The following is a 23,868-nucleotide window of genomic DNA, read 5'->3' on the forward strand; positions in this document are numbered from 1 at the left end:
TATTAGATGTGAAGGAATGTTTGGCACTAGATATTTTGAGGATTGTCAGATTCTGCAAGTTCTTCGGATTCTTTTTTCATTTTTCTACGTTTTATCCACAATGAAATTCCCCCCACAGTCATGGCAGTAAGCAAAATAACTCCGGCCATCTGCAGTTCAAAATGATAAAACATATCTGAAATTGCACATTAGTTTAGGAAAAATCTTGTGATTTGTGCCGATCTTGGAAATTAGCTATATTAGCTCCCCATATCTAGGCATAATGTGATTAAAAGTTCTGAGATTAAAAAAATAGTTAATGACTACTCAGATGTCAAAATTGGGGTTCTAGGAAGTCATTCTGCACTAGAGATAATGGATGGTGCAAAAGATGAAGATTTTCAGACTACAGTTTTCTGCCAGAAAGGCAGAGAAGGACCATATCAAAGATTTGGTAGGATTGCAGACGAGATTATTGTTTTGAATAAATTCAAGGAAATGGCTTCGGCTAAAAATCAGAAAATGTTACGAGACTCAAATACAATCATTGTCCCGCACAGATCACTTACAGTTTATCTAGGTTACAAAACAATTGAAAATTCATTCAAAGTCCCAATTTTTGGAAATAGGAAATTATTCCAAGCAGAAGAGAGAACCGCAAAAAAAGGCCAGTATTACCTATTAGAAAAAGCCAGAATCAAATATCCAAAATTATTCAAGGATCCCAAAAAAATCAACAAGCCTTGCATAGTTAAAGTTCAAGAAAAAAACAGACCTCTTGAAAGAGCATTCTTTACTGTTTCATCATACAAAGATTTTGTAGAAAAATCAGAATCAAAGATTAAGCAAGGAGTAATCTCAAGAAAAGACCTTGAAAAATCAAGCATTGAGGAATTAGCAATTGGAACATACATGAATTTTAATTTCTTCCACACACCAATTTCTGACCAAGTCGATTTTATTGGAATTGAACGAAGATTGCAAACAAACATTCACGATTATAATGCATTACCTGCCAAACAACAATTAGACATTGATGTAGATTTACAAAATATCGAAGTAGGTCACACGCCAGCGAGTATCAGAGAATCCCTACTTGAAAAAGTCATAAAGATGGGGGACAAATTTGTAGATGCTGTTAAAAAAGAATATGCACCAGGTATCATCGGGCCATTTTCACTTCAAAGTGTAATTACAAAAGATTTAGAATTAATAGTATATGATGTATCATTGAGAGTTCCAGGAAATCCAATAGTTGCAACAACTAGTCCATATACAAAATATCAATATGGAACAACATTTGGAATTGGAAGGAGGATTGCCATGGAGATAAAACGAGCCCAGGAAGAAGGTCGTCTAGATGAAATAGTCACATAGATTTTTCAATACTAAATTGGGCCACATACTGGAAAATTCTAGATATTATTTTAAAACAAGATTTAGAACAAAGAAAAATTAAAGGCGCAAACCCCTAACTGCAGAACTATGAGAGATTCCCTCTCGTGGTCAAACGCCTAAGCCTTTGATTGCCTTTTTTCGTTCTGCGGGGCAGCGCAATCTAATCGCCAGATTTTTCAACTAACGACATCAATTAGTATAAGACAAATAAGTATTTAACATTTAGTATGATTATTTTGAATAAAAGTGATAAAAACTTGTAAATTTTAGTTAGGCACGGATAATTATTACATTAAGATCAATAAGGTTAGCACTAGCAGAAATTAAAAACGTCCCTAAAATATGATAATTCATAATTTCATATATGAGCAAAAGAGTCACCATAATGCTATCAGATAGTCTTGATAAAAAAATCAGATTAATTCAGGCTAAAAAGATCAAAGAGCACGCAATATCATATAGTTATTCAAAAACTATCAATGATATTCTAGAAAAATCTCTCTAGAAATTACAAAAATATATTTTCAGTTAAAACTGTAAAACTTTGTTAATTGGTTAGATTGGAAATATGCTGAATACCATTCGTTCTAATTTTGAATGATTAAAGCGGTTTGACATTCAAAATGGAATTGCTGATGCCAATTAACAATACAAACTCTTTAGTGGCCAATAATCAGAAATACTGTATGGGGAAAACTATTTTCATAAAAGAAATCATCACTATTTTAAATGAACCAAAACTTTGTCCAACATGTCAAAAAGAAGACAGACTAGAGAAGGGCACGGTCAGGGAAGAAAGATCAAATGGAAAAACAATCCTGTGCACTAGATGTGAGGCATTAACAGTAGTAACAAATCACAATTTAAAGAATGTAGAACTATCCTCAACCAAGGATGACATCATTATGCTAAAAGAGCCATATTTGATTAGAAAAGTAGGTTATTGATTATCAGTTTTTAGTGGAATTAGGTTTTCTTGTTGGCAGTTTTCTTGTCGATGATTTCCTTATAGATGCGTGTATCCTTTGTGTAGATTTTTTTGCAGGTATTCTTCTTCCACTAGCTGGGGCCAATCGAGTAGATAATAATCCTTTTTTATCTTCAAGAAGTGTAGAAATTATTTTGAGTCTAACATTTGCAAATTCCCAATCCTTTAGATTCGCATTCCGACATTCTTCTTTAATTATAAGACCTGCCAAACCATTACTCCAGATATGACGTTTAGTATCATACACTTCAATAATTTTTCCATGTTTTGTAATTTTGATTGCACCATGGCATCTTTGGATAATTTGCGATGCAACTCTTTGGTAGATTTTATCAAAATTAACCATAAGATTAACACATTGAATCATATCAAAAAGGTTCTGATTTTTTAGATTGGATAATATTATAGCATAGAAATTACATTAAAAACTGCTGATGATTAATCAACCTTCTAAGCTATACTGATAGATGATGAGTTTGCCGAATTATGAAGCATTTTTAAAATAAATCAAGACTGCATGTCAACAACACTGACTGCCATAGATAATGGTGGAGACAATGCTTCAGGATTGTCAATGCTTTCCCAAACAAAAACTTGGATATGATATGTTCCAGATTCTTTTGGAATCCAGGATTGTGCAGGTGAAAATGACTGGTTCGGTGACAAAGACCCAGTAAGCCAAGATAATGAGATTACAACATTATTGGCATTACTTACTTGTGTAATATACGCAAAATTTTGTTGGATGTCTTGATTGTTTGAAATATCAGCCACAATCATAATTTGTTCATCAACAAAATGGGTTTTAATTTCAGATGATGCTTCAGTCGTTACCGGATCAGCAAATGCATTGCCCAGACCAATCATCATTAGAAACAAGGAAAACACCAAAAATTTCATAACCAGTATTAATGGGATGTATATTTAATCTAGCTATTGGGAGAACTGCCTGAAAAATATCCAGAATATTCTATAATGTACAAAACACTATCAAATCAAATTAAAGTTCTGAATAAAAGAAAAGAAAATTCTTCTGCAGCAGAAATAGATGAGATAGAACAAAAAATTCAGAATTACAAATCAGAGATTTCAAGAATAAAGAAAATGTTTCCAGAGAATTTTTTTGAAGAGATTTAATTATTCATGAGAATGTTCTTGACCGCATCCACATTGATGATCATCGCCTTTAGCAGACATTAGTTTTTGCACCATTTCATCTCGAATTTTAAGTAAATCGCCAACTTGAGCTTTTAATGAGTTAGAATCCCAGTTAGTCTGACTAAGTTCTCTTACAACATCAATAATTTCAAGATCTACATTTAGCAAATTATCCATTAGTTGTTCTTGCTCATTCATGCAATTTTACAAATTTACTATGAAAAAAACTATACTAATCAACAGATAATTTCAGAAATTATGCTTCCATGCTTTCTTTTAGGAGGTTTTTTCTAACAAGTATAGGAATATTGTAAAATGCACCTAGAGCCATAGCGTCTGATGCTCGATAATTTCGTAATACTAGGTCTTTTTTGCCTGTAAAATACAGATTGGCACGCAAAACCTCTCCACTTTCATAGATTTTTACTTTAACTAGAACCAATTCATTTTCTTCACAAATCTCCTCAATCATCTTATAAATTGAAGGAGCAGATTCCCCATCGGTTTCACCAAAACTTGAGATATGTCTAGCAACTTCACCCGAAAAAGCCCTCATGTGAAATTCTTTTCCACTGTCAGATTTTAGGACAACCATCCCTTCTACAGCATATGGATCAACGAATCCAACATAATCAATTTTTACAGATTCATAATCAGGCTCTTGTGCTTGATCAATTTCCATCGTATTACGCATAAACTACCGCTTTAGAGCTTATAAAGATAGCAAATTTTTTAGATCAAAAATTCAACGAGGAACTTCTTAACTATTTTTATTCGATCAGTGGCTGTGCCTAACCCCAAATTATTTAAAATCAACAGCAGTGGATAGCTTAATGTCCGAAAATCCGGAACGTGCAGTATCATATGTTCTGAGTAAATCAGTTACAAAATACATGGACAAAGATGTTTTGATACTCAGTATGGAAACAGAAACAAGAGAAGCAGCTAGAATGTTGCGCCATTATGAAACAGACGACATAATTGTTACTGATGCAGATAACCTGCCAGTTGGAATTGTTACAGATGATGACATTCTAAGAAAAGTAAGTGATGTCACAGTTTACGCAGAAGCAACGAAACTTAAAGACATCATGACAACCCCACTAATCACAATTAATGAAAAATCAACTTTGCAAGATGCATTGCACATCATGCGAGATAACGGTATTAGAAAATTACCTGTCATATCAAAGAAAAATTTTGTAACTGGAATGATCTTTCAGGCAACTATTGCAAATGTGATTCGAGATGCAACTGGAACGCCACCACGTCTTTTGAGTCCTCCTGTAAAAGCTATTCTTGGTAATCTAGGATTTGTGTTACAATTTGCAGGAGTCCTATTACTGGTTCCAGCTATACTTGCAACAATTTTAGAAGATACCGTGATTGCCACGGGGATATATCTCACAACAGTTCTATTGCTAGTTACAGGATTCTTCCTAAACTCTTATGGAGAAAAATCAAGTCTTAATCTTCAGCAGGCATCAATTCTGGTATTTAGTAGTTTATTTTTACTAACCCTATTTGGCACAGTCCCATATCTGTATGTGCTGCCAAGTGATGAAACTAACATTGAAGCATTTTCAAATGCATTTTTTTCAAGTGCTGCAGGATTCACAACTGGTGGAATCTCATTATTTCAAGAGCCAGAAAATCTCTCTCAGAGTTTTACATTTTTCCGAAGTTATACCCAGTTAGTAGGAGGAATGAGTTTCATCTATTTGGTAATTACTGCGTTTTACCCAGAATCAAAACTACAATCAATGCGTGGTTTCATCTCAGGTAGAACATTACACATGAAGGAATTATTTCTAACAATTACAGTCATTTTTTCGATTTACATCGTTATTGTTGCAACGTTGTTGTATGTTTTTGGGGAAAACAACATCATAGACAATTTCTCATTAGCGATGAGTACGCTTGCAACAGGGGGATTCGTTCCAACATCTACAATACTGCATGATTTGGTATGGCAAGAACATTTGATATTGATGGGTGGGATGATTTTAGGAGCATTACCATTTACATTCCACTATGCATTTGTAAGAAAGAAATTCTTGTCTCCAAAATTAGGAAAAGAGGTATTGACATATTTTGCAATATTAGGGAGTGCAACAGTATTATTCATATCAATCAGCGGATTGGATCCATTACTAAGCGCATTTTATTCAGTATCGGCAAGTACAACTGCAGGATTGCAGATGAATAGTCTTGCGGGTTTAAGTGGAGGGGCACATGCAATTCTGATAATTTTAATGATAATTGGTGGATGTGGTTTTTCAACAACTGGGGGCCTAAAGATTTTCAGATTAATGCATTTGAGACACATTAGATCTTTTCTAAGTAAAGTAAAAAGGGCAGAATTACCAATTGAGACGAAAAAAGAAACCATTTCAACTTTGATCATATTAGCATTATTCCCAATAATTTCTGCAATTGCAGGGCTTCATCTTGCTGAAAGCGAACAAGTACCATATCAGGATGCATTCTTCGAAGCTGCTGGAGTCATTACCACAGGAGGACTATCAGCAGGGGTTATTGATTTAGAGACAGATCCTGCAACAAAAATCGTCTTTGGATTCTTAATGATTTTTGGCAGATTAGAAATTATTGCGATAATTTACATATTTGTGCCTAAACTAAGTTGAAAAATAATTATTTTTACCACAACTAGATACTCAGAACATCCATCATTTCATGTCAATTAACTACGAGTAGGTAAATTGGATAGAATTTAATTTCATTAGACAGAGGTAGAGATTATGGAGAGTCAATTTGAAAAAAGTTTGAGCAAAGGCAAAAAGTTAATCATACTAGGATTCATCACAATTGCAATTCTATTTTACCTATATTCAAGATATCAAGATCCTGAATTACTTACACCTGCAGCAATTGACTCAATACAGAGAATAGCCTATGGATTTTACATTACTTTAGTTGCAGCATTTGGGGCAATTACTATTGGATTGTATAGGTATTGTAAAGGCAAAGTTCTCGGAAAACAAAAAGATCTATCAACAATAATCGCATTAACTGTATGGAATTCAAAATCACGCAGAATATTTGTTGTGATATTTATCGGATATGGAATATTCTTCTCACTAATTTCAGGAACTTTAGTGTATCAGCCAGAAGTAAATTTTGCAATTCACTATGGTGCAACAATTCCATCAGGGTTTATCGCTCCATGCTGTGACGGTCCGGGATATATGCCAAAAATCATAGTATATCTAACAGAACACGTAGGATTGCAAATAATCCCAATAAATTTAGTATTGCAAATCACCGTCTCATATCTAGTCGGATTAAATGCTGCAATAGCTGTTAGTGCATACAGTATTTCAAAAAAGGGTAGAGGAATGAGCTCCATAGGGGCAGCAACAGGATTATTCATAGCATGTCCAACATGCGCAGGAACGTTTTTGTCAATATTTATTGGAACTGCAAGTGGAATTGCCCTATCAATAGCATTAGCGCAAATGCAGACATTTTTCATTGCAATCTCAATTCCAGTTTTAATTATCACACCATATGTAATGGCTAGAAAATTAAGGAATGCAGACGGTAGTTGTAAAATAGACACTAAGTGAATTTCTTGACTTCAGGAATTTTATGATTGCCGATATCATAACCATCACGTCTAAGATACTTTAGTGTAAGTTTGTACAATAATTCGTCATGTTCTACCTTATCTAAAATTTCAGTCCACAAAACCCTTCCATTTTCTTCTATGAATTTTTTAAAATCAGGATTCATAGATTCTGCTATATCTTTACATTCATCAAATGTTTTTCCGTTTTTATATGCACGAACACGTCTATCACAGCTATCCATACATGAATAATGTAAAAATTCTAAATAAACTTAGTTTACCAGGGTTCAAACAAATAGAAGATAAAAAATCAGGGAGTATGGGAATAACGTCGGCCTCAGAATATGTGGATTTTTTTGTAAATCTCAATATGGGTGAAAATGTTAGTTTGCTCAGTTTTATTAACAATGAGAAAACAGTACTCAAAAAAAATTTAGACTTGAAAAATATCGATAAAGAACCAATTAAGAAAGGAATAGAAATTTTAGAATTACTAGTAAAAGAGATTAATGATATTGGAGAAAAAGCAGTACTGGGAAAATATCATAAATAATCTTAGGGAAAAGCATGGACAAAAATTCACAGATAATTAGAACTGAAATTATTCGAATTCTTAATGAAAATGGGAAAATTCGAGGCACAGAACTAGCAAAAAGAGTAATTAAAAAAATGGGAAATGAAAAAACAGTGTATAGGGAAATTAGTGCATTAGTTGAGGCAGGCGAAATAGAAAAAAAAGTCCTCAGCAGATCACACATAGAATATGAATTGATAAATTTATACGAATCAGTTAACAATCAACTCAAAAATTTACATAAAGAGATTGAAACAGTCTATGAAGAAATAAAAAACTATAGTACGTTAAGTAATGAGGAGAAATTCTCATATCATGAAAGACTAAGAGCCATAATCCACTTGATACACATAGTCCAATCAACTGACGGAATAATGAAATTGTTATCATACTATCCAGCATTTAAAAAAGACAAAATGTTCTCACAAATTAATAGGAAGATTGAGGATTGCTGGAAAATAATCATGGAGGATATCGCACATCAGCCAGAAGAAGATTTCTTAAATGAAATACTTGCAAATTTGAGAGTATCACAAATGGATTCAAACAACGTTAATTGAATTTTTTTAGTTTCTCTACAATTACTTTGAGAATTTCTTCATCATCAAGTAGAATTAATGGGAAGTTATTCTCTTCACTGGCCTTACGAAATTCAGTGTCTTTGGTTACTATGATCATGTCATTCTCACGGGCATAATTAATGATAGAATAGTCAGAACCTAGTTTTTTGCCTTCTAACTGAAGTTTCCGTACACTTTGAGCATCATAACCTAGATTTTTTAAACGTTCATCCATTCCATCTAAATTTTCATCAACTAAAATTTTCATAATTTTTTATCATTCAAATTCAATATTAGTGTAAACATAAAGTAAATCATCAAATACTTATTTTCAATTAAAATATAAATTTCTCATGGATGTAAAAAAAGAGGATAAATCAGAGAGATCTAAAATTGAGCATATTGCATACTACAAGTCATTAACCCAAATCATTTCAAATATTCAAAAAGAAAAAGAGCAAGAAAACGAGCAAGCTGTCAAAGATCATCTAGATAACAGAATTGACGCGATGGAAAAAGACAGAATTAGAATAAAAGAGATGTTTCCAGAGATTAAAGAGGAAGAATGGAATGGCCACACCAACTGAAAAAAACCACAATAAGCACTTGGACTTGCTTCAAGACTACAAAATCCACCTCATAAAATACATCGAAGAGTTAGAAAAACTAGACAAGCAATCAGAATTTGCAAAAAAATGGAATGAAACCATCATAAAAGAAAGAAGACAAGAAGTTCAAGTTGTGGATAAAATCATAAAGAATTTGATTAGATTTTAATCATGATATTTTTGTGTTAAATCATAAAGATTATTACAAAAATTATCAACGTGTTCTGAAGATATACCATCAAACCATGCCAACTCTTTATCCATACTAAATTTTTTTGTATTAAATGGGATTTTAGCATGTATCAGTTCATCCTTGAATAATTGAATAATTTCTTCTTGCTCTTTTTTTGTTAGTTCATAATTACAAGTAATCAAATCAATTTGAACGTGATATTTTTCGTCATTGGGATTTATTCGTGCCTTGATGAATGGTTTGTTTAGCTGCTGGCACTCTCTGAAATGTTTGTCATACTCGAACATTTTAGAATCGCCAAGATATTTGTGAAAAGTCATTAGTTTGAAAGAAATTAAATAAACAATCTCTAAAGATTCAAAGTAATTTTCTTTATACGAGTAATTAATCTAATTTTTGCATCAATTGGCATTTCAGGTTCCATAGTAAAATACACGATGTTTCTTTTTGTATAAATTACCATTTGAGAGACTTTCTCTCGCTCTACATGGACATATCTAACCTTTCCAAGTGAACGATCAAATTCTTTTCTCATTGATCTTCGTTGAGCAACCTGCTGACAGAAATGTTCTTCCTCTTTTTGATTTTTAAGGTTGGTTTTACCAGTCTTCATAATAGCTTCACGTATGTTGCCTTTGGGATCAATAATAGCCGCAAATCTCATTTTAGGATCCAAGTTTAATATTTTCTGAACAATCTCCAAAAGATCAGTTTTTTTTGCAGATGCCATGTGAATTAAAAAATAATTTTGCTAAATATAAGCTATCAAACACTTTAAAGATAAAGTACGCAGAATTATAGTTAAATTCATTTGAGAATATGACAATTCATGAATGAATCAATTCTAAAGGTTCTGGAAAAATTAGAAGAACAGTCATCACTTGAAAAATCTAGGAAAGTCAATGTTTTACCAGAAGACAGGATGCTTGCAATAACCAAAGAAACAGGGGAATTACTTAACATGATTTTACGCCTAAAAAATGCAAAAAATATGCTAGAAATAGGCATGTCAGTAGGATATTCGACAATTTGGTGTGCAGAAGCAATCAAAGAGCATTCAGGGAAAATCATATCAATTGAGCACACCCCGTCAAAAATCAAAAGAGCTAAAGAAAATTTTCTAAAAGCCGGAATTGAAGACATAATCATCATCAAGGAGGGAGAAGCAATGAATATTCTAAAGGAATTTAGTAAGAAAGAAAACTACAGAAATTTTTTTGATTTTGTTTTAATTGATGCAGATAAGGAAAATATCATAGAATATTTTGACACAGTCCTTCCAATGGTTTCATTGCAAGGAGTGATAATTACAGACAATATGTTGTATCCAGAAAAATATAGAGAAGATATGAAAAAATATTCAAATTATTTAAAAACAAATCCCAACATCATAACCATAACATCAGAAATTGGAAATGGTGAAGAGATTACAATTAAAATAAAATGATTACTTTTTATCTTTTTTAATTTTTTTTGCAGAAGATTTCTTAGTTTGAGATTTTGTAGATTTGGACTTTTTTTCAAGGGATTTTAATTTTTTACTTTTGGCATCAATTTGTTTTTTAATTTTTTCTTGCTCTTGTTTTAATTTTTTATTTTTAATTTTAATTTGCTTTTCTATTTTTTCATGCTTCTTTCGGAGTGAATCATAAATTTTTTCTTCTTTTTTAATTTGGGCAGTTAATTTGATCTGAGATTTTAGTTTTTCCTTTTCTTGTTGGGTCTTTTTTGAAATTAGTTCTTTTTCTTTTGAAATGTGATTGATTAAATCAAGTCTACTTTCTTTAGCTTGAATTAATTCCTCTTCTTGTTTTTGAATTAATTTTCTTAATTTTTCTGATTCCTCAAATTTTGCTTTTTCTGCATTGACTTGAGAAACAATTTCTGCATATTCTGTTTTGGTTTTTTCCAATTCTTCTTGTTTTGATTTAATCTCATGGGCGATTTTTGCCTGCTCTGCTAGGCGTGATTTTTGCTCTTCAGCCATTATAGCTAATAATTTCTGTTCATGTTCTACCTGTTTTTCAATTTCTTCCTGTTCGATTTGAGCTTGTACCAATTGCTTTTTTTGCTCAGTTAATTCGGTTTTTATTTTATTTTTTTCAGTATCAATTTGTTTCAGTATTTTTTCCCTATCTTTTTTAACTTTGATTAACTCCTCTTTTTGGGAAATAATTTCTTGCGATAGTTTTGTTTGGGTTTGAATCCTTTCTCGTTCTTCTTTAATTTGTAATTCGAGTGTAGATTTTTCTTGGGTTAATTTTTGCTCATATTCTTTTCTGTGATTGATAAGTTGGGTTAATTTTGTACGCTGATGAGTAAGCTCATTAGAGATTTTTTCTTGTTGTTGAATTTTTTGTTCTTCATTTTGAATATGAGTGGAGATTTCTACAAGTTCTTTGGAATCATTATTTTGATTCCATCCCTTTGGCATACTTCCACGTATATCATTTTTTGATTCAGAAAGTATCAAATCTTCTTTGTGTTGTGAGGAATGTTTTGGTGTTTGAGTTAATTCAAGAACTCCATCTTGTGATCGAATAGATGAATTGAGTTTTGATTCTAGATATTTTATGTCAGATTGATAAAGTGATTTGTTATTTACAATCATGTCATGGATATGCTGTAATCTTCCAGGATCACCAACGCCTAACTCAATGAGTTCTTTAATTTTATACAGTAATTCATTGTCTTCATTACCAGATTCATCTTCAAGTGAGAAGGATGAGTTTAGTTTGCTTTCTAGATAAACTTGATCTGAGTGATATAGGGGCTCCCTATTTTTTACATATTCTAGTATGTGATACAATCTACCAGCATCACCATTACCAGAATCAATTAAGGAGTTTATTTTTTCAATGGTTTCGGTTAAGCTCAATTGGTTCAAGTTTTCTGGCCTCTTTTGATTCTTTTTTATATAATTTGGTAAAGATAACTGTTTAAAAAAAATTCACATATACATGAATTTTAGGTGATTTAGCACAAAATTCAAACCCAATTATTTTCACTAATGTAAAAACATTGCAAAGATCATCAGGCAAACTATTGCCGTTTATTAATTAGAACTAAATACCTTCGATATGAAAACAGGGTTTCCAGTAATTATAATAGGATCAGTCATGTTTGTTGCAGGTCTAGTAATGTTCTACTCTATAGAACTTGGTCAGACAGATTCAATTTTACGATTAATCAAAAACATTGGAACATTTATCGGTCTGGCTGGAATGGGTGTTACTTTGGCAGGAATTTTACTAAACTTGATTAGTAAAAATCAACAACCAATACAAGAAAATTTTGATGTATAATCACTAGGAAACATTAGGTAGTCATCAGAAAATATCTGTACATATTATTTCAAAACTAAATTATATCTTCAAATTTTAGATGGATTGTAAATGCCAGGCAAATTTTGGATTGGATCAATCTATTTGAAAGATGAGGGGGGTTATGAGATAGTAATCAAGTCATTGAATCATTATAGAAATAGACTGAAAACCATTGGTAATAGTCCAGAGTTAAAAGATGCGGCTGCAATGTTTTCATCAGTTTTAAATCAACAAGCAGTAAAAACAATCCCCAAAATTGATGAAATGTTACTAAAAATACAAAATAGTCTATCAGATACTAATGAATTGAAGAAATTAGAAGAAGATATTCCATTTATAGAAAAAGCCCTTTCTTGTTATGATGCAGACATAAAGAAAGCACAAGACACCGGTCACGAATATTTTGTGAAACTTATTGGTAATATGGTTGAAGCTAGAGACGATCTAAATACCATAAAAATTGCATTGCAAAAAATAAAACAATTTTCAGAATAATTTTACAATCCTTGCAAATACCAATCCAAGTATGGCATTAAAGCCTTGCATTGCTTCTTTTTTTCGGATTCATCATCTAAATCTAAAATCTTTTGCATTTTACCCTGAAGGTATTCAGATGTTAAATTGCTTTTAAATTCAGGCATCATTTTTTCTAGAACTTCTAGAATTTGTGTTGAAGATGCATTCTCAAAGTCATCAATGATCATAGAGACTTTTTCTGCTAACGACATAAGATTATTTTAAAAATCCCATTATTATTTGATTCAGCTAGAGAACGTCTTCATCATCCCAAGTAAGGCGAAATTTTCCAGTTACTCTAAACATGTGCAGTTTTCCACCTTTCTTGAAATTTAATTTATATGATTTATGTGAGGATTCTTCGATGTCTATACTGACATTGTCTTTTATGGTTTGAAAGACGATTGGATTATTAGAAATTTGTTTCCAGTCATTTTCATCAAAATCAAGGTAAAATTTTGTATATAACAATCCCATAATTATGGGTGCACTATCCCGAATAAATAACTAGATGAGATTCTATTTATTTAATGAATTTTGAGGCATCATAAATTCCAAATAACTGACTATAGCTGGAAATATAATCTCAGAATGAGGATCATTTCGAATTATTTCAAAAACCTTGTGAATTAGTTGTTGTATTTCCAAGTGCTCATCTTTGTACAATGTCTTTTTAGGATTTTTAACAGCATCCAAAATTGTAAATCCATTATCCGTTTGTAGCAGATTTCTTAATATCAAATTAGCCATGTTTATTTTTTCATCAATGTCTTTATGCGGATAATCAGTATCCAGTCGCTTAATCAGAGACTTTAAATCATGAAAATAATTTGTAGTGTTTCGTTCTACTTGATGTTGGGATTTTACCTCAAAATTGTTTGAAGGAGTATAAAATTTCATATTTGCTTTTGTAATTACAGTGATGATTTCTTTATCAATTAGCATATCGCGTGTTTTTTCAAATGTTGTTTTTGCCATAAATTCTGGAACAATTAATTTCATCAATGCATTATGGTGCAAATCTGGATTTTTTCGAATTATTTCAAGAACTATCCTCTCACGCTCATATGTTTTCAGATTAGGCTCATATTGACTCATTTTAACTAGGTCGACCTATATTATACAGGTCACCTATTAATCAATATCGGTCTTGAAGTTTACAGAGAAATTATCCATCGATATTAAATACAAATTTTGTGAGACAAATCACCTAACACATGTGGGGTTTGATGAGAAATCATCAATATTTCACAGTAAATAATACCTAATTTTTGTACGTTCAAGGCATTCAAACATCTGAATATTATCCCAAAAACTCATGAAGATTATGGGATTTTACAATTCAACTATTTTGGTGATTGAGGATAGTAAGGCAGTACGAATTATGCTATCTCAATATATTAAAAAAATTGGATTTAGCAAAATTATCGAATCTGAAACGGGTGAAGAGGGAATTAGAAAATTTAATGAATTAGTGGAGATTGAAATCACACCCATTGTTTTTGTAGGATATCATTTGCCAGACATGAGTGCAGCTGAAATAATTCCAAACATATTATCAAAAATGCCAATTACAAAAATTATTCTAGAAACATCAAAAGACAGACATGAAGAATCAGTTCGAAGCTTATTTTCATTAGGGATTTCTCATTATATGCCAAAACCATTACGTTTTGAAAATATGAAAGAGGTGATCAGAACAATAAAAGAGGAATTTGAGCTTGATGAGACATTGGGGGTGGAGACAGAATCAGATAGAATCAAGGAACATTTGAAAGCAGTTCATCGAACGAGCATAACTAGAATTTCACAAAATTGTGGATTGTCAACAAAACAAGTTTTAACATATTTACAGAAATTAAAGTCTAAAGGAGATGTCATGCAAATGAATTCAATTAGAGAAATTTTATGCTCCAATTGCAATTCAGTTAATACATCAACAATATTTTCTTGCCCAAAATGTGCAAGTTCAAATTTTTCTGAAACAAGATTAATAGAGCATTATGATTGTGGCTCAGTTCATCCAGATATTATGTTTAAAGATGATATTTGCCCCCAATGTCAAAAAGAGATCAAAGCATTAGGAGTGGATTATAGAATAATGTCAAATTTATTTATCTGTAAAGACTGCACAGAAAGATTCCCAAATCCAGATATTGATATGAACTGCATCAAATGTGGGAATAAATTTACCTTCTTTGATGGGAAATGGATTGACAGTCCAACATTCATGTGGATGAAAGAGCCATTAGAATCTGAGAATACTGATGAGGAAATCACCAATCAAGAGATTATGAATACAATTTCCAATTCAAATCAGATGGTATAATTTGTTTATTGTTTAAGCCCATATCCAATAAGCTTAAGTTTAGAATTATTCTAAAAAAAATCATGGATCTAAATGAATTGCATCAAAAAGAGATTGATTCGCTTAGAGATGAAAATATCGAATTGAGAAACAAAGTAAAAAAACTCGAAGAGAGAATTCAGGAATTAGAGAAAAAATGACCTCATTTGAAGAGAAAATTAGAGAAAAGATGGTAAAACAGAAAGAAAAGTATGAAGAATATAAGAAAAAAGAAGGGGATTCAGACCTGCTCTTTAATGAAAAAGACAATAAGAGCAAAATCAAAGATGAAGAATGACTGAAAAATCTACTGATGTTTACTCAGAAATTGATGAAGAGTTGGAGTTCACAGACGAGCAAACTCAAGAACTTTTGAAGTTAAACGAAAAAGAAATCCAAATTTTAATTCTTTCAGAATTAAAAAAAATCACATCACTTCTTAATCAAAGAAAATCAAAGAGATGAAACTTGAAATCATAATTGCGTTGATTTTGATTGGGACATTTGGAATAAGTGAATCATTTGCAAAAGAATCAAAAATTCCCAATTGGGTATTGCAGGTTTATGGCTTTTGGATAGAAGATAAAATTTCAGATGTAGAACTAGTTAATGCAGTAAAATTCCTAAATGAAAACAACATCTTGCCATTAGCACTACAAAAGGAATATGACTATAAATCAAATTTTTTATTGACTGTATTGTATGAAGACTTTGCATACAAAGAAAATTCGTGTGATGATGGATGGTATGTTACAGGATACTTCATACCTGTAGAATCAGATTACTCCAGTCATATATTCGAAATTAAAATTGATGATCATCTCTTCGAATATGATTATGATTTTGTAAATTCTGTGAAAATGGAAGGATGGGGCAGAACAAATGATGGGGATTATTTGGGGTGGTATTCAAATGAATTTCATCTAAATAAAATCCCGCTAGATAATTTTGGAAACTCACTAAAAGTTGGAACCATTGCCATTGATCCTTCATTATATGAATTAGGCTCAAAAATATTCATTTCAACTCTGCTTGAGCCATGGGATGAAGTAATTTTTACTGCCAATGATGTCGGAGAATCAGTAAAGAACAAGCACATTGATGTTTTTACAGGAGAAGGTAGTCAGGCTGAAGAGGAGACCTACAGGATTACAGGATACAACAATGTCGCATGTTTTATTGATGAATAATTTTCAGGTTTAATTTTTTAATATTCACTTTAGAATCTATGAATTTATGAATACTTTGGAGTTTGACACTATAATCATTTCAGCCATTGAAACTGGAATGTTTTCTTTATTTGAAATATCAAGAATTTCATCAACATGTAATTCTTTCAAGTGTTTTATGAATTCCTTCTCCTCAATATCATTTCGTTTGTAATTGCAAGAGGTGAAAACACAGTTGAAATTCATTGGTTTCGGTTGAATTTTGTGCATTTTTATCCTTTATTCATAAAATAGAGGACTTCTTTTAATGCTAAAAATGTCATTTCACATTATTGCAAAAAACATCCCTCATGTTCGGATTGATAGTTATTTTCTTTATTGGGATGATTTCAATTGTAACAGCTGACTCTGACGAACAGTATTTGGAGATCAAAAAAATCTATGATGATCAGAGATGGGATCTTGAAAAAGAATTCAAAGAAAAATTCAAAGAATCAAGTAATTTCTTTAAAGATCAAAAACAAGCAATCCAGGAAAAAAGTAAATCTGATCCAACATTAACTGCTGAACAAATCAATCAAATGCTAAGAGATGTTTTTTATGAGTTTGTTGATAGACAAGAAGAAATCAAAACAGAATACAAATCCAAAGTAGATGCACTTGATGCAATGTTTGAAAAAAAATTTGAAGAATTTGATGATGGGATTCCACTTTGGATTAAAAAAGTGACTGAATTAAGGAATGAAGGAAAAATCTCCGATTCCGAATATGTTAATTTTTTGTCATTTTTACTCAGTAATGGCATAATAGTAGATGAGCAATTGAGATTTTTATCTTAACTAAACGCATATTTTTTGACAATATTCCATTTGTCAATGTCTTCATGGAATTTTTGAATCCACATTCCAGTTACTTTAAAATGATCTTTGATTGAAATAGAATTTGCTAATTTTTGCTGCTCATCTTGATTCATTTTTTTGTAAATCAAACTTGCGTGTGGAATAAACTCATATTTTGAAAAATATTCAAGAGGTTCTGTTAATTTTTTGTTTATTCTTATCAATTGCTCATTTGGCTTAAATTCAACAAACAATGTCTTCCAAAAAACATCTGAATATGAAATTTTACTTTTTTCAATTACAAAAGATTTTTGCCCTTGGATACTATTTGTAACGATTTTATCTAATTTCTCAAGATCTACATCAACTAATCCATAAGCAGTAATGTGAGGTTTGAATGACTGAGAGTTATATTTTGTACTCAATTCTTGAATAATATTTGTAAAATACTCTGCATCATTTTTTTCAAATACAAACCAAACAGCATACATTATGATTTGGTTAAATTCTACAATTTTTAATTATAACGTGAGTTATTGCCAACTAACTACGCACAAAAGGGGACGTAATCGTTCATAAAAATAAATTTTCAGATTTCTAACAATTTTTGTTCTAGTTGTTCCATTTTTTCATCACCACATTCCTCTGTATTCTCAATTGCACAGAATTCCCGTACTTCATTAAATGCATCAAGACATGATTGTAATTCTTCAGGATTAAGATTGTCTTCACTACATGCAATCATCATTGCTTCATAATTTATTGTAAATTGCTCTAACATCCATCTTTTGGTATCCATGCTTTCTAAAATATCGAAATCACCAATACTAGTTCCAAAATAAACAATCCCTGCAAGTATGGGTAAAATCAGAAGAAATTTTAATTTAGATTTCATTATCGATGACATTGCCCAATTATTTGATTGACCATATTTATAGATCAAAATTTAGAATTATGAACTTGAACATATTGGAAAAAAATTAATCTTAATGAATAGCCTTTCTTACTTTTAATTGTCAATTCAGTGATTCTTGAATTCTATCGGTATCAGTAAACTGTCTGAACTGAACAATTTTGTTATCTTGGATATGATAAACATGTGAAAATGAAACATCAAAAGATTTCCCAGTATTTGAGATACCATGATATTTTCCAGTCACCATAATGTGGTCTTTCATATTTGAGATATTTTCTGGAATGGCATGAAATTCTTTAAAGTTTGATAACATTTTTGGAAAGTATTCATTGAAGACTGCATCTTTTCCTACAAACTTTCCTCCATTTGGCATACCATCAGCTAACTGCCATTCAATATTTTCGTCACACAAAGCAAGATAGGTCTCTTGGTCATTATTTTTGAAAGCATGATAGAATTTTTTTATCAATTCCACATTTGACATGAAATAATTTTTGAATAATGTAATAATAACTAATTTCCAACAAATAAACTCAAATCACAATCTTAGTTATTCCCAACTTTTTGGGAACAAAAAGAAATTTGCCCTTTTACTCTTTATCAATAAAAAGGCAGAGCCCCCCGTTTACGAATAAAATTATGACGGTTCTCGTAAAGCTTATTTCATAACCTCACAAAAACAGAACATATCTCAATCAACTAATCCTTATTCTAAACGAAAAATTCCTAAAAAATATGGATGGCCTATCATCATTTTTGTGATTGTAATCACAGTTGTAGTAAATGCTCATCAACATATTCCAACTGAAACTCCTGAGGAAAAAAAAGAAATCAATAGTTTTTTCACCGCAGCCATGATTTCTTTGCTTAGTGGAACTCTAATTTTGCTAAAAAAGGGATTGAATGAGAAATATGTCACAGATTCTTTTCAAATTTTACTTTTGATGATTACTCCGTTTTCTGCATTTATTCCTATTTTAGGTAAAGTTGAAACTTTTTGGATAATATTGCCAGTTTATTATGCTGTGATAACCTCTTGGTTTCTATTTGTTGATGATCTGGTTATAGGAAATACTGAAAGAGAGGAAGATGGAAATCGTAAAAGAAATGTTGAACAAAATTATGCTTTCAAAACAAACTTGAGAGTTTACATGATTCTAATGGGTTTGTCAGTGGCTATTTTTTATTGGTATTTTCTGCTTATTGTACCTCAAGCTAATAATGTTACAAATTGACTCAAAAAGGTCAGAAAAATCACTACAACATAAAATTTCTCAAAGGCTACGGTCACTCAATATCAGTAAAAGATTCCAAAATAATTCTCAAATCAAACCATGATCCATTTTCTAAACCAGAACAAGAAGAGTGGTTTGTCAAAAATATGCCTTATGAGAAAATAGTTCTTTCCGGTAAGGGATATGTTTCAACTGAAGCATTATCATTACTTTCTCAAAATAACAGAAATATCATTTTACTTGATAATCATGGAAAGCCAGTCAGTTTCTGTCATTCTATGATGGATTCACTGACTGCAACCAAATACCGCATGGCACAGTATGATACATTTCGAAATCCTGAGAAGTGTAAGTATCTGCGTAAGCAAATCATATCTGCGAAGCAACAATCCCAACTAAAACTACTCAGATTAATTGGCAGTGACATTACTGAACTCCCAGAGAAAGAGAATGCTTCGGCTAGAAAATATTGGTTAGAATTTGCTAAATTTATTCCTGAAAAATATAATTTTCAGTCACGAAATCAATCTCATATACGCAGTAGCAAGAATAATGCAACTGACATCATCAATGCTTTATTGAACTACGGGTATTCTGTACTGGCAGGGGAAATCTCAAAATTTGTTTGTGGGTTTGGGTTGGATCCTTATTTTGGATTCATGCACAAAACCCATACTGGATTTCAACCCTTAGTGTATGACATCATAGAACCATTTCGCTGGTTAGTTGATAATTCTGTTTATACTATTGCAAACAACAAAGAGAAGAGAAATAGAATCAAACTCAAAGAGTATAGTTACACAAAAGATGGAACTATAGTAATTGAGTATGCTTTGATCAAACGATTCTTGGAATTGTTAGAAAGGCAATTTTCTAAAGAAATAAAGTTTGACTTTAGGCACGGAAAGAAGACAAAATTGGGATTGAAATCCGTTCAAGAGATAACGGTTGGAAAAATTTACGTTCAAAATTTAATAGATTATTGTACTATGGAAAAGTCGATTTTTTGATTTAGGAATTCTACTTAGCCACTCAGTCACAAGATCACACATGTTTTTTGAGAAAATATTCATCATTGCAGTATATTTAGGAAAACTTACTTTGATCAGTACTCCTTTATCATCTTCGTAAACAAATTTTCCATGTTCCCACCACCATGATGAGTGACCTAGCATATTGCGAAGGTCTTTTGGAAATAAGTTTTGGAAATCTTTGAAACAAATTTCTTGGGAAATGCCTACAATTAATGTTCCAAGAGGTATTTTCAAAGAAATCTTTTGTTTCTTTTTACCAATTTTGACACCTTCTTTCAAATTTTCTATCAAAAATAGACGATGTGCTTCAATGTAGTTTAAACTATGAAAAATAAAATAATTTGCAATTAATCGCCTTGAGTGAATGTCATCAATAAAAAAACTATTTTTGTTATTATTTGAAAACTGTTTTAATTTATGTTGGTCGTTGAAAACCTTTTCAAATTCTTTGTAAGTCTTTCCTGACTCTTGGATATTTTTTAGGATATGTTGCGTTCTTACATTAAATTTTGGAAATTGTTTGTAATCGGTTAATCCATGTTTTTCTAAAAGATCAAAAAATTTTTTTATAATTTTTTTGTTGGTTTGTGTCGACATGGTATAAAGATATTAGAAAACTCCCAAAGATTTGAGAATTGAATCTAAATTGGAAATTATTGTGGTAATAGTCCCATGAGCACTAGGAACTGCCTGCAATATACCGTGAATTGATTTTAATCCGTCTGACACTATTTGTCTATTGGGTGAATCAGATTTGGTTTGCAATTCTATAGATTCTATTTGAGAAATAATTTTTTCTTTAACAGAATCTTGTAATGTTTCCATCGAATTTTTCATCTGAGAAATCAAATCATTAATGGCAGCTAAATCATTTTGTTTAATAGTTTGATTTGAATTAATCGTGCCCACTTGAAGATTTGAATTATTCATTTCCCCAACGGTTACATTGTAAACAGTTGTAGGTGATGCTTCATTAGAATCTGAATCATTATTATTTGATTCTGCTTTTTTTAGATTTTTATCAAATTTTTCTCTAGATTGTGCCATTAATTGATCTAATCTTTGATCATCAATCAAATCAGGATGGCTAGAAATTGCAAGATAATATGCAGTGTATTTTCCTGAATTGAGTTTTATAATACGCGTTTTATATGAAACCAAACTTGGGTGTGTATCATCTTGATGTTCGGAGAGTACTGATGAATACATACAAACTTTTTCAAATAATTGATTTAATCCAGTATGATCCACACGTCCATTATTTTTGTTGATTTCTAAAAATCGATTAAGAGATTTTTGATCAGACTCAAAATTTACAACAACATATGCTTCTCTATTTCTATTAGCCCAATCTTTGATATGATCCTGTAATCGATTAACTTCATCATCATATGGTGTAATGAATGCCATCACCATTCCAGTTTTAACTAATTCTTGAAAATCCACTTCATCTCCATTTCTAATACTGTCCCAAATTTTTCTTGGATATGGCACATCCATAAATGAAGTAATGTTTCCCCTAGGTTGTTGTTCTGCATCACTCATAATCCTTTTCAAAATTGTATGAACTTAAGCATATTGGAAAAAGTAATACACTAAAAAAATAACTAAGATCATGGAACTGGATGAACAATTAATTAAAATGGGAAAATTATGTTCGATTTATGAAAAGCAATTCCTTCAATTTAGCGATATTGTGCCTTATGTTGATAATGATTGGACTTTAACCAAATCTCCATTATTGGCTTCAATTCTACTGGGCATTGGACCCCAAATAGAGGCAATGACCAAAATAATTTTCAATGCTTTGGGATTCACAACAGAAAAAAACAAACCTGGGTTTTGGGATTATTATCCCGAATTAAACCAGAAGAGGATGTTTACTAGTCATTCAGTCATTCTTAAAAATTCAGCATATCAAGGATACAAAATACTTCATCCATTTAACGAATTAGGAAGTAATACAGACAATGTTATGTGGTGGGAGGCATACAATAAACTCAAGCATTCTCTTCCGGAAGGATTAGAATATGGTTCATTACAAAACACAATTCATGGACTTGCCGCTCTTTCAAGTCTTTTACATATTGCATATGAAATTAAATTAAATTTAACAAAAGAGCGTGATTTTATTTTGGATTCAAAAAATTGGCATATTACAAATTTGGGAGTTTTTGAAGGTAGAAATGAATGGCCCCCAGTTCAAAATCCATTACATAAAATTTTAGATTGGAAGTCTGAATTATTTTTCTTTGATAACGTATTGACACTTCGTGTTTAATGAAAATGTATGCAACACAGATGAATGATACTCAAATGGAATTGGTCTAAAAACATGGCAAAAAAATCACAGTGGACTGGTGGAATATTAGGAGTTGCACGTTTTTCTTATAGAATAATCGACAATCCGCCAACGTTAAAAATCAGATATTCAATGCCTGAAGGATCGGGAATTTGTACTGATGTAAACCATTCCATGATACGTCCTTTTAGAAAAATTCTTAATGATGCAAAATATCCCGGAAAAATCACATATGTTTTCATTCGTGATGAAAAAAAGTATCATGTACTAGGAGCATTTAGCCATACCAACAGAAACATCATATTTTTCCCTGGTGTGGTAGACAAAAGACTTCTCAATTTTGGAGAAGATGAGTTATTATCAAATGGAATTGAAAAACACGTAGATCATTTTACGCTAGAGAATAATTTGGATTCTTGGCATGTTACTGTTCAAGAAAAAGAATTTGACGGTACAAGATTCAAATCACAAAAAACAAAAAAAATTGATGAAAATAATTACTTGTGGTTCATTTTCAAGATATCTGATTTGAATAAAATGGATTTATTACCAAAAGAATTAAGGTTTGAACTTTATGAGTCTCTTGATGAAATAAAGCGAAGATTGCCAATAATTACAAAGGCCCGGGAAAATGGAATATTTCAAGTTACAGAATTAAATGATAAAGAAAAAAGTCCTTTTTTTTGGTATGTAGAATTTTTTATTTCAAAATCAAATAAAAAAGAAGACCATCCTAAATCGCCAGTCATAGTAATGCCTAACAAAGATACAAAAATTTTAGAAGGTAGAAAAAAAGCCATGATGCGTACTCATCAAGTTTTTTTGGATGGATTTGATGGCTCTGTTTTTGTCCGAGTTTCAAAAGTTCAAGGAACCATTAATAGTCATATAATTTTTGAAAGTGGTCAAAACATAATTCCTAGCTCTAAATAATTTTACTATAAGTTTCTGAAATAATTCAACTGTTGGTTGTGTGGGGCTAAATTCCTTGTCAATTTCATGACCAAAACTTGCAGTCTACCAATTTGATTTCCGTTTGATCATAGAGATTTGTTATGAGATTATTTTCAAATATGCGTAATTAGCCTCGATATAGATTATTTTAAATTAAAAATCAACTATCGATTTAAGAAT

General features: G+C 31.3%; 41 protein-coding genes. 22 read left to right on the forward strand and 19 right to left on the reverse strand.

Annotation, left to right across the window (positions count from 1 at the left end; translation table 11 throughout):
- Nucleotides 1-26: 26 nt before the first annotated feature.
- Nucleotides 27-149 carry a hypothetical protein gene (locus NADRNF5_RS11800; RefSeq protein ID WP_257719693.1) on the reverse strand — a complete coding sequence of 41 codons (123 nt, stop codon included), beginning with the start codon at nucleotides 147-149 and terminating at the stop codon, nucleotides 27-29.
- 115 nt (nucleotides 150-264) lie between these two features.
- Between NADRNF5_RS11800 and NADRNF5_RS06225 the strand changes: the two genes are divergently transcribed.
- The 3 genes from NADRNF5_RS06225 (at nucleotide 265) to NADRNF5_RS06230 (ending at nucleotide 2,324) form a co-directional block, all read left to right on the forward strand.
- Complete coding sequence (locus NADRNF5_RS06225) at nucleotides 265-1,356, forward strand: formate--phosphoribosylaminoimidazolecarboxamide ligase family protein (RefSeq protein ID WP_048116246.1); 1,092 nt, start codon at nucleotides 265-267, stop codon at nucleotides 1,354-1,356.
- Between the two features lie 385 nt (nucleotides 1,357-1,741).
- The gene (locus NADRNF5_RS11360) at nucleotides 1,742-1,882 is read left to right on the forward strand and encodes a hypothetical protein (RefSeq protein ID WP_192828299.1); all 141 of its coding nucleotides are present in this window, start codon (nucleotides 1,742-1,744) and stop codon (nucleotides 1,880-1,882) included.
- Nucleotides 1,883-2,063: 181 nt separating this feature from the next.
- Nucleotides 2,064-2,324, forward strand: a complete 261-nt coding sequence (locus NADRNF5_RS06230) for a hypothetical protein (protein ID WP_048116247.1) — start codon at nucleotides 2,064-2,066, stop codon at nucleotides 2,322-2,324.
- Nucleotides 2,325-2,327: 3 nt separating this feature from the next.
- Here NADRNF5_RS06230 and NADRNF5_RS11595 read toward each other — a convergent pair whose 3' ends face one another.
- On the reverse strand, nucleotides 2,328-2,711 hold the full coding sequence (locus tag NADRNF5_RS11595; protein ID WP_237089219.1) for a hypothetical protein: 384 nt from the start codon (nucleotides 2,709-2,711) through the stop codon (nucleotides 2,328-2,330).
- 161 nt (nucleotides 2,712-2,872) lie between these two features.
- Entirely contained in the window at nucleotides 2,873-3,235 is a 363-nt protein-coding gene (locus tag NADRNF5_RS06240) for a hypothetical protein (RefSeq protein WP_425339013.1), read from the reverse strand.
- Nucleotides 3,236-3,301: 66 nt separating this feature from the next.
- Here NADRNF5_RS06240 and NADRNF5_RS06245 point away from each other — a divergent pair, with 66 nt between their 5' ends.
- Nucleotides 3,302-3,502, forward strand: coding sequence for a hypothetical protein (locus NADRNF5_RS06245; RefSeq protein WP_048116249.1), 201 nt, complete (start codon nucleotides 3,302-3,304; stop codon nucleotides 3,500-3,502).
- Here the strand turns inward: NADRNF5_RS06245 and NADRNF5_RS06250 are convergent, their stop codons facing one another.
- Both NADRNF5_RS06250 and NADRNF5_RS06255 read right to left on the reverse strand, forming a co-directional pair.
- The gene (locus tag NADRNF5_RS06250; protein ID WP_048116250.1) at nucleotides 3,503-3,721 is read right to left on the reverse strand and encodes a hypothetical protein; all 219 of its coding nucleotides are present in this window, start codon (nucleotides 3,719-3,721) and stop codon (nucleotides 3,503-3,505) included.
- A gap of 58 nt (nucleotides 3,722-3,779) precedes the next feature.
- Complete coding sequence (locus tag NADRNF5_RS06255; RefSeq protein ID WP_048116251.1) at nucleotides 3,780-4,205, reverse strand: bifunctional nuclease family protein; 426 nt, start codon at nucleotides 4,203-4,205, stop codon at nucleotides 3,780-3,782.
- A gap of 151 nt (nucleotides 4,206-4,356) precedes the next feature.
- On the opposite strand from NADRNF5_RS06255, the gene NADRNF5_RS06260 reads away from it, so the two are divergent.
- Both NADRNF5_RS06260 and NADRNF5_RS06265 read left to right on the forward strand, forming a co-directional pair.
- Entirely contained in the window at nucleotides 4,357-6,171 is a 1,815-nt protein-coding gene (locus NADRNF5_RS06260; protein ID WP_048116252.1) for a potassium transporter TrkG, read from the forward strand.
- Between the two features lie 114 nt (nucleotides 6,172-6,285).
- Nucleotides 6,286-7,113 (forward strand): hypothetical protein, encoded by an 828-nt coding sequence (locus NADRNF5_RS06265; protein ID WP_048116253.1) that lies wholly within the window; start codon nucleotides 6,286-6,288, stop codon nucleotides 7,111-7,113.
- On the opposite strand, the gene NADRNF5_RS06270 is transcribed toward NADRNF5_RS06265, so the two are convergent.
- The gene (locus NADRNF5_RS06270) at nucleotides 7,106-7,357 is read right to left on the reverse strand and encodes a hypothetical protein (protein ID WP_048116254.1); all 252 of its coding nucleotides are present in this window, start codon (nucleotides 7,355-7,357) and stop codon (nucleotides 7,106-7,108) included. The two genes, NADRNF5_RS06265 and NADRNF5_RS06270, sit on opposite strands and share 8 nt — an antisense overlap.
- A gap of 2 nt (nucleotides 7,358-7,359) precedes the next feature.
- On the opposite strand from NADRNF5_RS06270, the gene NADRNF5_RS06275 reads away from it, so the two are divergent.
- Nucleotides 7,360-7,668 carry a hypothetical protein gene (locus NADRNF5_RS06275; RefSeq protein ID WP_237089220.1) on the forward strand — a complete coding sequence of 103 codons (309 nt, stop codon included), beginning with the start codon at nucleotides 7,360-7,362 and terminating at the stop codon, nucleotides 7,666-7,668.
- A gap of 14 nt (nucleotides 7,669-7,682) precedes the next feature.
- Complete coding sequence (locus NADRNF5_RS06280; RefSeq protein WP_048116255.1) at nucleotides 7,683-8,249, forward strand: hypothetical protein; 567 nt, start codon at nucleotides 7,683-7,685, stop codon at nucleotides 8,247-8,249.
- On the opposite strand, the gene NADRNF5_RS06285 is transcribed toward NADRNF5_RS06280, so the two are convergent.
- A complete protein-coding gene (locus tag NADRNF5_RS06285; protein WP_048116256.1) occupies nucleotides 8,242-8,517 on the reverse strand; it encodes a DUF5615 family PIN-like protein in 276 nt (91 codons plus the stop codon). The genes NADRNF5_RS06280 and NADRNF5_RS06285 overlap by 8 nt on opposite strands.
- A gap of 85 nt (nucleotides 8,518-8,602) precedes the next feature.
- Here NADRNF5_RS06285 and NADRNF5_RS06290 point away from each other — a divergent pair, with 85 nt between their 5' ends.
- Nucleotides 8,603-8,836, forward strand: coding sequence for a hypothetical protein (locus NADRNF5_RS06290; RefSeq protein ID WP_048116257.1), 234 nt, complete (start codon nucleotides 8,603-8,605; stop codon nucleotides 8,834-8,836).
- Nucleotides 8,820-9,026: a hypothetical protein gene (locus NADRNF5_RS06295; RefSeq protein WP_048116258.1), complete on the forward strand. Its 207-nt coding sequence runs from the start codon at nucleotides 8,820-8,822 to the stop codon at nucleotides 9,024-9,026. Before NADRNF5_RS06290 ends, NADRNF5_RS06295 begins: the two co-directional genes overlap by 17 nt.
- On the opposite strand, the gene NADRNF5_RS06300 is transcribed toward NADRNF5_RS06295, so the two are convergent.
- Both NADRNF5_RS06300 and NADRNF5_RS06305 read right to left on the reverse strand, forming a co-directional pair.
- The gene (locus NADRNF5_RS06300; RefSeq protein ID WP_048116260.1) at nucleotides 9,023-9,370 is read right to left on the reverse strand and encodes a hypothetical protein; all 348 of its coding nucleotides are present in this window, start codon (nucleotides 9,368-9,370) and stop codon (nucleotides 9,023-9,025) included. The genes NADRNF5_RS06295 and NADRNF5_RS06300 overlap by 4 nt on opposite strands.
- 29 nt (nucleotides 9,371-9,399) lie before the next feature.
- The gene (locus tag NADRNF5_RS06305; protein WP_048116262.1) at nucleotides 9,400-9,780 is read right to left on the reverse strand and encodes a DUF6659 family protein; all 381 of its coding nucleotides are present in this window, start codon (nucleotides 9,778-9,780) and stop codon (nucleotides 9,400-9,402) included.
- A 99-nt stretch (nucleotides 9,781-9,879) separates the two neighbouring features.
- On the opposite strand from NADRNF5_RS06305, the gene NADRNF5_RS06310 reads away from it, so the two are divergent.
- The gene (locus NADRNF5_RS06310; RefSeq protein ID WP_048116264.1) at nucleotides 9,880-10,497 is read left to right on the forward strand and encodes an O-methyltransferase; all 618 of its coding nucleotides are present in this window, start codon (nucleotides 9,880-9,882) and stop codon (nucleotides 10,495-10,497) included.
- Here NADRNF5_RS06310 and NADRNF5_RS06315 read toward each other — a convergent pair whose 3' ends face one another.
- Nucleotides 10,498-11,928: a coiled-coil domain-containing protein gene (locus tag NADRNF5_RS06315; RefSeq protein ID WP_237089221.1), complete on the reverse strand. Its 1,431-nt coding sequence runs from the start codon at nucleotides 11,926-11,928 to the stop codon at nucleotides 10,498-10,500.
- Nucleotides 11,929-12,130: 202 nt separating this feature from the next.
- Between NADRNF5_RS06315 and NADRNF5_RS06320 the strand changes: the two genes are divergently transcribed.
- The gene (locus NADRNF5_RS06320) at nucleotides 12,131-12,355 is read left to right on the forward strand and encodes a hypothetical protein (protein WP_048116268.1); all 225 of its coding nucleotides are present in this window, start codon (nucleotides 12,131-12,133) and stop codon (nucleotides 12,353-12,355) included.
- Between the two features lie 90 nt (nucleotides 12,356-12,445).
- Nucleotides 12,446-12,871, forward strand: coding sequence for a hypothetical protein (locus NADRNF5_RS06325; protein ID WP_048116270.1), 426 nt, complete (start codon nucleotides 12,446-12,448; stop codon nucleotides 12,869-12,871).
- A 2-nt stretch (nucleotides 12,872-12,873) separates the two neighbouring features.
- On the opposite strand, the gene NADRNF5_RS06330 is transcribed toward NADRNF5_RS06325, so the two are convergent.
- From NADRNF5_RS06330 to NADRNF5_RS06340, 3 genes are read right to left on the reverse strand one after another with little or no spacing between them, the layout of a single operon-like run.
- The gene (locus tag NADRNF5_RS06330; RefSeq protein ID WP_048116272.1) at nucleotides 12,874-13,104 is read right to left on the reverse strand and encodes a hypothetical protein; all 231 of its coding nucleotides are present in this window, start codon (nucleotides 13,102-13,104) and stop codon (nucleotides 12,874-12,876) included.
- 37 nt (nucleotides 13,105-13,141) lie between these two features.
- Nucleotides 13,142-13,369: a hypothetical protein gene (locus NADRNF5_RS06335; protein WP_048116274.1), complete on the reverse strand. Its 228-nt coding sequence runs from the start codon at nucleotides 13,367-13,369 to the stop codon at nucleotides 13,142-13,144.
- Between the two features lie 42 nt (nucleotides 13,370-13,411).
- On the reverse strand, nucleotides 13,412-13,990 hold the full coding sequence (locus NADRNF5_RS06340) for a hypothetical protein (RefSeq protein WP_048116277.1): 579 nt from the start codon (nucleotides 13,988-13,990) through the stop codon (nucleotides 13,412-13,414).
- A 229-nt stretch (nucleotides 13,991-14,219) separates the two neighbouring features.
- Here NADRNF5_RS06340 and NADRNF5_RS06345 point away from each other — a divergent pair, with 229 nt between their 5' ends.
- The 4 genes from NADRNF5_RS06345 (at nucleotide 14,220) to NADRNF5_RS10710 (ending at nucleotide 16,429) form a co-directional block, all read left to right on the forward strand.
- A complete protein-coding gene (locus NADRNF5_RS06345; protein WP_048116279.1) occupies nucleotides 14,220-15,221 on the forward strand; it encodes a TackOD1 domain-containing metal-binding protein in 1,002 nt (333 codons plus the stop codon).
- A 175-nt stretch (nucleotides 15,222-15,396) separates the two neighbouring features.
- Nucleotides 15,397-15,537: a hypothetical protein gene (locus NADRNF5_RS11365; protein ID WP_192828300.1), complete on the forward strand. Its 141-nt coding sequence runs from the start codon at nucleotides 15,397-15,399 to the stop codon at nucleotides 15,535-15,537.
- A complete protein-coding gene (locus tag NADRNF5_RS11150) occupies nucleotides 15,534-15,704 on the forward strand; it encodes a hypothetical protein (RefSeq protein ID WP_160289394.1) in 171 nt (56 codons plus the stop codon). The genes NADRNF5_RS11365 and NADRNF5_RS11150 overlap by 4 nt, the downstream gene beginning before the upstream one ends.
- Nucleotides 15,701-16,429, forward strand: a complete 729-nt coding sequence (locus tag NADRNF5_RS10710; RefSeq protein ID WP_052661895.1) for a 3D domain-containing protein — start codon at nucleotides 15,701-15,703, stop codon at nucleotides 16,427-16,429. Before NADRNF5_RS11150 ends, NADRNF5_RS10710 begins: the two co-directional genes overlap by 4 nt.
- 36 nt (nucleotides 16,430-16,465) lie before the next feature.
- Here the strand turns inward: NADRNF5_RS10710 and NADRNF5_RS06355 are convergent, their stop codons facing one another.
- Nucleotides 16,466-16,654, reverse strand: coding sequence for a hypothetical protein (locus tag NADRNF5_RS06355; RefSeq protein ID WP_048119260.1), 189 nt, complete (start codon nucleotides 16,652-16,654; stop codon nucleotides 16,466-16,468).
- Between the two features lie 86 nt (nucleotides 16,655-16,740).
- Between NADRNF5_RS06355 and NADRNF5_RS06360 the strand changes: the two genes are divergently transcribed.
- Complete coding sequence (locus NADRNF5_RS06360; RefSeq protein ID WP_148313078.1) at nucleotides 16,741-17,247, forward strand: hypothetical protein; 507 nt, start codon at nucleotides 16,741-16,743, stop codon at nucleotides 17,245-17,247.
- On the opposite strand, the gene NADRNF5_RS06365 is transcribed toward NADRNF5_RS06360, so the two are convergent.
- The 3 genes from NADRNF5_RS06365 to NADRNF5_RS06375 all read right to left on the reverse strand — a co-directional run bounded on the left by NADRNF5_RS06365 (nucleotide 17,244) and on the right by NADRNF5_RS06375 (nucleotide 18,647).
- Nucleotides 17,244-17,738 carry a hypothetical protein gene (locus NADRNF5_RS06365; RefSeq protein ID WP_048116283.1) on the reverse strand — a complete coding sequence of 165 codons (495 nt, stop codon included), beginning with the start codon at nucleotides 17,736-17,738 and terminating at the stop codon, nucleotides 17,244-17,246. The two genes, NADRNF5_RS06360 and NADRNF5_RS06365, sit on opposite strands and share 4 nt — an antisense overlap.
- A 98-nt stretch (nucleotides 17,739-17,836) precedes the next feature.
- A complete protein-coding gene (locus NADRNF5_RS06370; protein ID WP_237089222.1) occupies nucleotides 17,837-18,142 on the reverse strand; it encodes a hypothetical protein in 306 nt (101 codons plus the stop codon).
- Nucleotides 18,143-18,263: 121 nt separating this feature from the next.
- Complete coding sequence (locus NADRNF5_RS06375; protein WP_048116285.1) at nucleotides 18,264-18,647, reverse strand: nuclear transport factor 2 family protein; 384 nt, start codon at nucleotides 18,645-18,647, stop codon at nucleotides 18,264-18,266.
- Between the two features lie 274 nt (nucleotides 18,648-18,921).
- Between NADRNF5_RS06375 and NADRNF5_RS06380 the strand changes: the two genes are divergently transcribed.
- Both NADRNF5_RS06380 and cas1 read left to right on the forward strand, forming a co-directional pair.
- Nucleotides 18,922-19,398 carry a hypothetical protein gene (locus NADRNF5_RS06380; RefSeq protein WP_048116287.1) on the forward strand — a complete coding sequence of 159 codons (477 nt, stop codon included), beginning with the start codon at nucleotides 18,922-18,924 and terminating at the stop codon, nucleotides 19,396-19,398.
- Nucleotides 19,395-20,408: a CRISPR-associated endonuclease Cas1 gene (gene cas1, locus NADRNF5_RS06385; protein ID WP_048116294.1), complete on the forward strand. Its 1,014-nt coding sequence runs from the start codon at nucleotides 19,395-19,397 to the stop codon at nucleotides 20,406-20,408. Before NADRNF5_RS06380 ends, cas1 begins: the two co-directional genes overlap by 4 nt.
- Here the strand turns inward: cas1 and NADRNF5_RS06390 are convergent.
- Both NADRNF5_RS06390 and NADRNF5_RS06395 read right to left on the reverse strand, forming a co-directional pair.
- Nucleotides 20,370-21,029 carry a hypothetical protein gene (locus NADRNF5_RS06390; RefSeq protein ID WP_048116296.1) on the reverse strand — a complete coding sequence of 220 codons (660 nt, stop codon included), beginning with the start codon at nucleotides 21,027-21,029 and terminating at the stop codon, nucleotides 20,370-20,372. The genes cas1 and NADRNF5_RS06390 overlap by 39 nt on opposite strands.
- 12 nt (nucleotides 21,030-21,041) lie before the next feature.
- The gene (locus NADRNF5_RS06395) at nucleotides 21,042-21,977 is read right to left on the reverse strand and encodes a hypothetical protein (RefSeq protein ID WP_048116298.1); all 936 of its coding nucleotides are present in this window, start codon (nucleotides 21,975-21,977) and stop codon (nucleotides 21,042-21,044) included.
- Between the two features lie 97 nt (nucleotides 21,978-22,074).
- Here NADRNF5_RS06395 and NADRNF5_RS06400 point away from each other — a divergent pair, with 97 nt between their 5' ends.
- Both NADRNF5_RS06400 and NADRNF5_RS06405 read left to right on the forward strand, forming a co-directional pair.
- The gene (locus tag NADRNF5_RS06400) at nucleotides 22,075-22,713 is read left to right on the forward strand and encodes a hypothetical protein (RefSeq protein WP_160289395.1); all 639 of its coding nucleotides are present in this window, start codon (nucleotides 22,075-22,077) and stop codon (nucleotides 22,711-22,713) included.
- A gap of 54 nt (nucleotides 22,714-22,767) precedes the next feature.
- Entirely contained in the window at nucleotides 22,768-23,667 is a 900-nt protein-coding gene (locus NADRNF5_RS06405; RefSeq protein ID WP_148313079.1) for a hypothetical protein, read from the forward strand.
- The last annotated feature ends 201 nt before the right edge of the window (nucleotides 23,668-23,868 follow it).

The organism is Nitrosopumilus adriaticus, assembly GCF_000956175.1.
Lineage (GTDB): Archaea > Thermoproteota > Nitrososphaeria > Nitrososphaerales > Nitrosopumilaceae > Nitrosopumilus > Nitrosopumilus adriaticus.

What these genes read in the sequence shown, in the direction of transcription:
- NADRNF5_RS06230 (WP_048116247.1), top strand. Translation starts at nt 2,064, where the DNA reads ATGGGGAAAACTATTTTCATAAAAGAAATCATCACTATTTTAAATGAA.
- NADRNF5_RS11360 (WP_192828299.1), top strand. Translation starts at nt 1,742, where the DNA reads ATGAGCAAAAGAGTCACCATAATGCTATCAGATAGTCTTGATAAAAAA.
- NADRNF5_RS06330 (WP_048116272.1), bottom strand. Translation starts at nt 13,104, where the DNA reads ATGTCGTTAGCAGAAAAAGTCTCTATGATCATTGATGACTTTGAGAAT.
- NADRNF5_RS06390 (WP_048116296.1), bottom strand. Translation starts at nt 21,029, where the DNA reads ATGTCGACACAAACCAACAAAAAAATTATAAAAAAATTTTTTGATCTT.
- NADRNF5_RS06265 (WP_048116253.1), top strand. Translation starts at nt 6,286, where the DNA reads ATGGAGAGTCAATTTGAAAAAAGTTTGAGCAAAGGCAAAAAGTTAATC.
- NADRNF5_RS06270 (WP_048116254.1), bottom strand. Translation starts at nt 7,357, where the DNA reads ATGGATAGCTGTGATAGACGTGTTCGTGCATATAAAAACGGAAAAACA.
- NADRNF5_RS06285 (WP_048116256.1), bottom strand. Translation starts at nt 8,517, where the DNA reads ATGAAAATTTTAGTTGATGAAAATTTAGATGGAATGGATGAACGTTTA.
- NADRNF5_RS06310 (WP_048116264.1), top strand. Translation starts at nt 9,880, where the DNA reads ATGAATGAATCAATTCTAAAGGTTCTGGAAAAATTAGAAGAACAGTCA.
- NADRNF5_RS11595 (WP_237089219.1), bottom strand. Translation starts at nt 2,711, where the DNA reads ATGGTTAATTTTGATAAAATCTACCAAAGAGTTGCATCGCAAATTATC.
- NADRNF5_RS06340 (WP_048116277.1), bottom strand. Translation starts at nt 13,990, where the DNA reads ATGAGTCAATATGAGCCTAATCTGAAAACATATGAGCGTGAGAGGATA.
- NADRNF5_RS06370 (WP_237089222.1), bottom strand. Translation starts at nt 18,142, where the DNA reads ATGAAATCTAAATTAAAATTTCTTCTGATTTTACCCATACTTGCAGGG.
- NADRNF5_RS06290 (WP_048116257.1), top strand. Translation starts at nt 8,603, where the DNA reads ATGGATGTAAAAAAAGAGGATAAATCAGAGAGATCTAAAATTGAGCAT.
- NADRNF5_RS11365 (WP_192828300.1), top strand. Translation starts at nt 15,397, where the DNA reads ATGACCTCATTTGAAGAGAAAATTAGAGAAAAGATGGTAAAACAGAAA.
- NADRNF5_RS06240 (WP_425339013.1), bottom strand. Translation starts at nt 3,235, where the DNA reads ATGATGATTGGTCTGGGCAATGCATTTGCTGATCCGGTAACGACTGAA.
- NADRNF5_RS06395 (WP_048116298.1), bottom strand. Translation starts at nt 21,977, where the DNA reads ATGAGTGATGCAGAACAACAACCTAGGGGAAACATTACTTCATTTATG.
- NADRNF5_RS06345 (WP_048116279.1), top strand. Translation starts at nt 14,220, where the DNA reads ATGGGATTTTACAATTCAACTATTTTGGTGATTGAGGATAGTAAGGCA.
- NADRNF5_RS06300 (WP_048116260.1), bottom strand. Translation starts at nt 9,370, where the DNA reads ATGACTTTTCACAAATATCTTGGCGATTCTAAAATGTTCGAGTATGAC.
- NADRNF5_RS11150 (WP_160289394.1), top strand. Translation starts at nt 15,534, where the DNA reads ATGACTGAAAAATCTACTGATGTTTACTCAGAAATTGATGAAGAGTTG.
- NADRNF5_RS10710 (WP_052661895.1), top strand. Translation starts at nt 15,701, where the DNA reads ATGAAACTTGAAATCATAATTGCGTTGATTTTGATTGGGACATTTGGA.
- NADRNF5_RS06355 (WP_048119260.1), bottom strand. Translation starts at nt 16,654, where the DNA reads ATGAATTTCAACTGTGTTTTCACCTCTTGCAATTACAAACGAAATGAT.
- NADRNF5_RS06400 (WP_160289395.1), top strand. Translation starts at nt 22,075, where the DNA reads ATGGGAAAATTATGTTCGATTTATGAAAAGCAATTCCTTCAATTTAGC.
- NADRNF5_RS06405 (WP_148313079.1), top strand. Translation starts at nt 22,768, where the DNA reads ATGGCAAAAAAATCACAGTGGACTGGTGGAATATTAGGAGTTGCACGT.
- NADRNF5_RS06335 (WP_048116274.1), bottom strand. Translation starts at nt 13,369, where the DNA reads ATGGGATTGTTATATACAAAATTTTACCTTGATTTTGATGAAAATGAC.
- NADRNF5_RS06325 (WP_048116270.1), top strand. Translation starts at nt 12,446, where the DNA reads ATGCCAGGCAAATTTTGGATTGGATCAATCTATTTGAAAGATGAGGGG.
- NADRNF5_RS06255 (WP_048116251.1), bottom strand. Translation starts at nt 4,205, where the DNA reads ATGGAAATTGATCAAGCACAAGAGCCTGATTATGAATCTGTAAAAATT.
- NADRNF5_RS06260 (WP_048116252.1), top strand. Translation starts at nt 4,357, where the DNA reads ATGTCCGAAAATCCGGAACGTGCAGTATCATATGTTCTGAGTAAATCA.
- NADRNF5_RS06250 (WP_048116250.1), bottom strand. Translation starts at nt 3,721, where the DNA reads ATGAATGAGCAAGAACAACTAATGGATAATTTGCTAAATGTAGATCTT.
- NADRNF5_RS06375 (WP_048116285.1), bottom strand. Translation starts at nt 18,647, where the DNA reads ATGTCAAATGTGGAATTGATAAAAAAATTCTATCATGCTTTCAAAAAT.
- NADRNF5_RS06275 (WP_237089220.1), top strand. Translation starts at nt 7,360, where the DNA reads ATGAATAATGTAAAAATTCTAAATAAACTTAGTTTACCAGGGTTCAAA.
- NADRNF5_RS06280 (WP_048116255.1), top strand. Translation starts at nt 7,683, where the DNA reads ATGGACAAAAATTCACAGATAATTAGAACTGAAATTATTCGAATTCTT.
- NADRNF5_RS06305 (WP_048116262.1), bottom strand. Translation starts at nt 9,780, where the DNA reads ATGGCATCTGCAAAAAAAACTGATCTTTTGGAGATTGTTCAGAAAATA.
- NADRNF5_RS11800 (WP_257719693.1), bottom strand. Translation starts at nt 149, where the DNA reads ATGGCCGGAGTTATTTTGCTTACTGCCATGACTGTGGGGGGAATTTCA.
- NADRNF5_RS06320 (WP_048116268.1), top strand. Translation starts at nt 12,131, where the DNA reads ATGAAAACAGGGTTTCCAGTAATTATAATAGGATCAGTCATGTTTGTT.
- NADRNF5_RS06295 (WP_048116258.1), top strand. Translation starts at nt 8,820, where the DNA reads ATGGCCACACCAACTGAAAAAAACCACAATAAGCACTTGGACTTGCTT.
- NADRNF5_RS06365 (WP_048116283.1), bottom strand. Translation starts at nt 17,738, where the DNA reads ATGTATGCTGTTTGGTTTGTATTTGAAAAAAATGATGCAGAGTATTTT.